Origin of the sequence: Mesorhizobium sp. M2A.F.Ca.ET.042.01.1.1, assembly GCF_003997405.1 — a bacterium.
Classification (GTDB): domain Bacteria; phylum Pseudomonadota; class Alphaproteobacteria; order Rhizobiales; family Rhizobiaceae; genus Mesorhizobium.
Genome location: NZ_RZRX01000385.1, coordinates 1 through 3,992 on the forward strand (window position 1 = coordinate 1; position 3,992 = coordinate 3,992).

At 67.0% G+C, this 3,992-nt stretch carries 3 protein-coding genes; 2 read left to right on the top strand and 1 reads right to left on the bottom strand.

Annotated features, from left to right (window positions below; translation table 11 throughout):
* Nucleotides 1-271: 271 nt before the first annotated feature.
* Both EOA23_RS32285 and EOA23_RS32290 read left to right on the top strand, forming a co-directional pair.
* Nucleotides 272-2,566: a cation:proton antiporter gene (locus EOA23_RS32285; protein WP_189341793.1), complete on the top strand. Its 2,295-nt coding sequence runs from the start codon at nt 272-274 to the stop codon at nt 2,564-2,566.
* A 180-nt stretch (nt 2,567-2,746) separates the two neighbouring features.
* Entirely contained in the window at nt 2,747-3,043 is a 297-nt protein-coding gene (locus EOA23_RS32290) for a DUF1330 domain-containing protein (RefSeq protein WP_126061488.1), read from the top strand.
* 59 nt (nt 3,044-3,102) lie between these two features.
* Here EOA23_RS32290 and EOA23_RS32295 read toward each other — a convergent pair.
* Nucleotides 3,103-3,992 (bottom strand): MFS transporter (locus EOA23_RS32295; RefSeq protein ID WP_145966553.1); only part of this gene is annotated, 890 nt, incomplete at its 5' end.

Genomic DNA, 3,992 nt, shown 5'->3' on the forward strand with positions numbered 1-3,992 from the left:
GAATAGAATTGTAGGGAAGCGTTTCCTCGCCCCCGCAAAGCGGGGGAGAGGTGTCCGCGAAGCGGACGGAGAGGGGGCTTAGTAGGCTGGAAGCCCTCCTCTTCGAAGTGCCTTTGCCGGTCGAACCGGCGCTCCCCTCTCCGTCTCGGCTTCGCCGAGCCACCTCTCCCCCATTTCATGGGGGCGAGGAAACGCTGCTATCAGGCGTGCAACCGATCCTTGCGCCAGACCGTTAAGCCGAAGCGAGGAATGAGGGGCGATCTTGTCCAACATGCTCAATCGGCGCCGGTCGCCGTCGGTCTGGATCGCGCTTGCAGCGGCGGCGCTCGCTTTGATGCCTGCCGTCGCCTTCGCCGCCGAGAGGACCGGCATGTCCTCGGAAGGTGTATTCGTCGCCGAGTTGATCCTGCTCCTGGTCGTCGGCCGCGGCATCGGCGAGGTGCTGGAAGCGCTGGGACAGCCGGCGGTGATGGGGCAATTGATCGGCGGCATCCTGCTCGGGCCTTCGTTGCTCGGCTGGGTCTGGCCGGCGGCCGAGCGGCTGGTCTTCGCCGGCGATCCGACGCAGAAATCGATGATCAACGCCATCGCCCAGCTCGGCGTTCTGATGCTGCTTCTGCTCACCGGCATGGAGACGGATCTGAGGCTGGTGCGCCGGGTCGGCCGCGCCTGCTTTTCCATCTCGGCGGCTGGCGTTGCCGTGCCCTTCGCGCTCGGTTTAATCGCCGCCCAGTTCATGCCCGAGACACTGCTTGCCGCCGGCGGCGAGCGCATTGTCGCCGGGCTGTTCCTCGGCACGGCGCTCTCCATCTCCTCGGTCAAGATCGTCGCTATGGTGGTGCGCGACATGAACTTCATGCGCCGCGATCTCGGCCAGATCATCGTCTCCTCGGCCATCATCGAGGACACGATCGGCTGGGTGGTCGTCGCCATCACCATCGGCATCGCCACGAAGGGGCGGATCGAGATCGCCAGCCTGGGCTTCACCATCGCCGGCGTTGCCCTCTTCATGGCGTTTTCCTTCACGCTGGGCCGCCGTATCGTCTTCGACGCCATCCGCTGGACCAACGACACGTTCCGCTCGGAATATGCGGTGGTCACCGTCATCCTCGCCATCATGGGGGTGATGGCACTGATCACCGAGCTGATCGGCGTGCACACCGTGCTTGGCGCTTTCGTCGCCGGCATATTGGTGGGTGAATCGCCGATCCTGTCGCGCCACATCGAAGGGCAGCTGCGAGGAATCATCACGGCGCTTTTCATGCCGGTGTTCTTCGGCGTCGCCGGCTTGTCGGCCGATCTCACCGTGCTGGTCGACCCGCAGCTGGCATTGCTCACAGTGGCTCTGTTAGTGATCGCCTCGATGGGCAAGTTCGGCGGCGCCTTCATCGGCGCCGAGGCGGCCGGCATGAGCCGCGCCGAAGGCATCGCGGTCGGCTGCGGCATGAACGCGCGAGGTTCCACGGAGGTCATCGTCGCATCGATCGGCCTGTCGATGGGTGTGCTCTCGCACAACCTCTTCACCATGATCCTCACCATGGCCGTCATCACCACGCTGGCGATGCCGCCGACGTTGCGCTGGGCGCTGCGGCGCCTGCCGATCGGCGAGAAGGAGAAGAAGCGCCTGGAGCGGGAGGAGATCGATCAGCGCGGCTTCGTCGCCAATCTGGAACGGCTTCTGGTCGTGGTCGACGAGGGCGTCGTCGGCCGCTTCGCCGCCTATCTCGCCGGCGTCATCGGCGCCGGCAAGCCGACGACGGTGCTGCATTCGAGCGGCGAGACCGATGCTGAGCCGACCGAGGGCCTGCATCTGGAGGAAATCGAGAAGGGCGCCGAGGACAGCCGTGAGGCGGCAAAGGAGGGCGACGAGGAGCCGGTGCGGGAAGCGCCGGTCACCCGCCGCCAGCACGAAGTGCTCTCGGCCGAGGCGGTCGCCAAGGAGGCGCGCAAGGGCTACGGCATGCTGCTTGTCGGGCTCGGCCGCGCCGTCACCGCCAAGGGCGGCTTCTCGCACCGGCTGAACGAAGTCGCCGGCGCCTTCGACGGGCCGCTCTGCCTGGTGCTGAAGCCGGCGAGCGCCGGTCGCCAGATGCCGAAACTCGGCCCCGGATCGGGCAAGATACTGGTGCCGGTCAACGGCACGGCGGTTGCCCGCCGCGGCGCCGAGCTGGCGCTCGCAATTGCCGCCGTCACCGGCGCGCCGGTCAAGATGCTCTATGTCGCGCGCGCCGTCCGCGAGGAGCCGCGCGACACCGTCTCGCATCGCCGCCGGGAAGCGGTGCTGAAGGATATCGTCGCGCTCGCAGACCGCTATGGCGTCGAGATCGAGACCGCCATCAGAAGCCGGGCCGCGGCCGCCGACGCCATCGCCCGCCAGGCCGGCCGCAATGTGTCGCTGATCGTCATGGGTGTGGCGCGGCGGCAGGGCGAGGAACTCATCTTCGGCGAGACGACGACGGCCGTCCTGCGCCGAGCTCCGTGCCCGGTGGTGCTGATCTCCGACGAGCGGGTGCAACGCGACGAGAGCGAGCGCGAGGCCGTGCGCACGGGGGCGGGGGCTGCGTGAAGCCGTTGGCCAACTGACATTTCGGGCGCGCCCGGCTCACCGCATCACATGCTTCTTCATCGCAAGGTGCGCATGGTGAAGGCGTCGTCCAGTTTCTGGTGCCGCCCGACTTCAATATGAGTTGTAGCTAATATAAAATGAATGCCTTCAATCGCTTTGCCGAAGAGAAGGAGGACAAGCATGGCCGCCTATCTGATTGCCGACGTCGATATCACCGACATGGCCATGTTCGACGAGTACCGGCGCGAGGTGCCGGCAACCGAGGCTCGCTATGGCGGGCATTATCTCGCGCGCGGCGGCACGACGCGAGTGCTCGAGGGCGACTGGGAGCCGCACCGTCTGGTCATAATCGAGTTTCCCGACATGGCTGCGCTGACCGCGTGGTACGACTCACCGGAGTATGAGAGGCTGAAGCAAATCCGCTTCCGCTGCGCCCACACGCGCATCATCGCCCTCGAAGGAGTGTTACCGGGATAAGCGCTGGAATGCGCAATCTCCCCTTTTTTGAGGGGAGATTGGCATTTACAGCGCCTCGTTCACGCCATCTGCAGCTTCTGCCGGCTGGGCTGCGGCGGGAAGGCGATGGCGATGCCGGCCGCGCCCAGGCCGATCAGCGCCGAGCCGATGAACAGCCAGTGGTAGCTGGCGGTGGCGTCGTAGATCATGCCGCCGGCGAGCGGCCCGAGCGACATGCCGAGGCTGGAGAGCAGCGTCGCGGCGCCAAGCACCGTGCCGATGATGCGCAGGCCGAAATATTCGCGCGCCAGCACCGCGTAGAGCGGCATCACGCCGCCATAGGTGGCGCCGAAGATGACGGCCAGGAGGTAGAACTGCTCGATCCGGCCGACGGCAAGATACGCGGCGATCACCAGCCCCTGGATGGCAAGCCCGGCGACCAGCACCGGTTTCACGCCCAGCCGGTCGCCGAGCACGCCGTAGAGCACGCGTCCCCCAAGGCCGGCCAGGCCCTCGACGCTGTAGATCGACACCGCTGCCATCGGCGCGATACCGCAGGACATGGCATAGCTCACCATGTGGAAGATCGGGCCCGAATGCGCCGCGCAGCAGGCGAAGAAGGTGAGCCCCAGCACGATGAATTGCGGCGAGCGCAGCGCCTGGCCGACGCTCAGGCCGGGACCGTCGGCGGCGGGCGCCGGCGTGCCGTCGCTTGCCGCGGCCGCCGCCGGCGGCTGGCGCACCAGCAAGACGGCGGGCAACAGCAGCACCCAGGCCATGACGCCGATGTCGAACATGGCGGTGCGCCAGTCATAAGCGGTGATCAGCCAGCGCGCGAAGGGCGAGATGGTCATCGGCGCGACGCCCATTCCGGCCGAGACCAGCGACACGGCGAGGCTGCGGTTGGTGTCGAACCAGGCGGTGGTGAGCGCGATCATCGGCGCGAAGAAGGCGCTGGCCGCAAGGCCGA